Raw genomic sequence first — 1,552 nt, forward strand, 5'->3', positions numbered from 1 at the left:
CTGAAGCTGATAGCTGATAGCTGATAGCTGATAGCTGATAGCTGATAGCTGATAGCTGATAACTGATAGCTTACCTCCTAACTAGCAAGAAAGCTGGCTAAATAAATCCAGGGTAGTTCTAACAGAGCACGATTATAAATACTGGTAATAAAACAACGCACAGGCACCCCCGCAGGAGGTTTAGTCATGGCTACTAGTTGACGTTGCACTGGTCGAAAGTAGCGCTGGGAAACATAGCTATTACGTTGATACCAGTTTTTCCGAGAACGCAGTGGATCATAGGCAAGCTGAAAGGCTTCTTGCTCTAAATCGCAAAATAGATCGGCTTTGTTTAAGCAAATCACAATATGTCGTACCTTGGGGCAATCATTATGAAAAAAATCTACCCACCGTTGAAATCTATTACACCACTGTTGTTGAGTAGGAAATTCCGAGAAGTCTACCGGAGCCTGGGGTGATAGCATCTCCCGATAGGGTGGCAAGACTAGCAAAATCCCCTCGCTCTGCTTTACTGCTGCCAATACCTGCTGCCATTGTTGGGGATTATCCAGCTGCCAGGATTTGCGCCAGACTTCCCCCGGAGTATCGATCCAGTCTATAGAGATGGTCTTGCGACCAGCCGGTAACTTTACTTCTACCTCAAGGTAACGAGTGCTATAGACATTGGTGGGATCAACTGGTGTGGGTCGAAATTTGTCTTCTGTTTCATCAAAGAAGAGTGCCTTCAGGTTGTCGTAACTCTGGTTGGGAATATGGACATAGTCAAATTTAGAGTTAGTTAACTCAATGGCTAAGGCTGTCTTGCCGGTATTGCGATCGCCTATGTAAATTACTGCCACCGTCTAGTCGAGATTACTATTTTATGGTATAGTACCAACTTTATCAATCGGTGAGGTGCAAGGTTTTAGGGAGTCGGGATTGGGAGTCGGAAGTCGAAGCTCCCGACTACCTCAAGAATTTGTTACAAAAATTAAAAAAATATGCTATAATATAATATTTTTTGTGCTACAATCAAATTGTGGACATAAAATCCACGGGAAGAGCCAGCCTAGGGATTTTCGTAGGCTCAAGGCTGGCTCTGGGTTCCCCTTAAAGGAGATAACTTCATATTATGTCTTATCGTCCATGCCTATACCCATGGGTTATGATTCGCCTATCACCACGGAGGCAACCAGTAGTATTCGCTCGGTTCCGCAACCGTTCTGATGGCGAGAGCTATTTGCAGGCTCTGAAACCTCTGATGCCTAATGCCAAGTTTGTCCTTTTTTTTGATATAGGTCTGCCCATGGATCAAGAAGAGAGTACCTAGGGTGCCTTAGGGGCGGACGCTGCTGGCGAATTCGTGAAACCCTTATTCTGCCGTAATCTGCTCCCCTCTCCCAAGGTTGGGAGAGGGGCTGGGGGTGAGGGCTGATCGGGCTTCAAGGTAAGTTCGCGAAATATTTCGCCAACAGCATCCGCCCCGTAACGCACCACCTTTGGCATTGGCATTGCTGAATCTTGGAATCAATAGGAGTAGAGTGGGCATCCTGCCCGCTCGAAAATAAGGAGG

At 46.2% G+C, this 1,552-nt stretch carries 3 protein-coding genes; 1 reads left to right on the plus strand and 2 read right to left on the minus strand.

Annotated elements, in window-relative coordinates:
• Positions 1–77: 77 nt before the first annotated feature.
• Positions 78–839, minus strand: a complete 762-nt coding sequence (locus F6K38_RS41610) for a hypothetical protein (RefSeq protein WP_008184446.1) — start codon at positions 837–839, stop codon at positions 78–80.
• A 272-nt stretch (positions 840–1,111) separates the two neighbouring features.
• Here F6K38_RS41610 and F6K38_RS41615 point away from each other — a divergent pair, with 272 nt between their 5' ends.
• Positions 1,112–1,309 (plus strand): hypothetical protein, encoded by a 198-nt coding sequence (locus F6K38_RS41615; RefSeq protein WP_287254190.1) that lies wholly within the window; start codon positions 1,112–1,114, stop codon positions 1,307–1,309.
• Positions 1,310–1,351: 42 nt separating this feature from the next.
• Here F6K38_RS41615 and F6K38_RS41620 read toward each other — a convergent pair.
• Positions 1,352–1,552, minus strand: a 201-nt coding sequence (locus tag F6K38_RS41620) for a hypothetical protein (protein WP_287360692.1), incomplete at its 5' end; no start/stop codon positions are given.

The sequence above is a fragment of the Moorena sp. SIO3B2 genome, assembly GCF_010692525.1.
Lineage (GTDB): Bacteria > Cyanobacteriota > Cyanobacteriia > Cyanobacteriales > Coleofasciculaceae > Moorena > Moorena producens.

What these genes read in the sequence shown, in the direction of transcription:
- F6K38_RS41615 (WP_287254190.1), top strand. Translation starts at nt 1,112, where the DNA reads ATGTCTTATCGTCCATGCCTATACCCATGGGTTATGATTCGCCTATCA.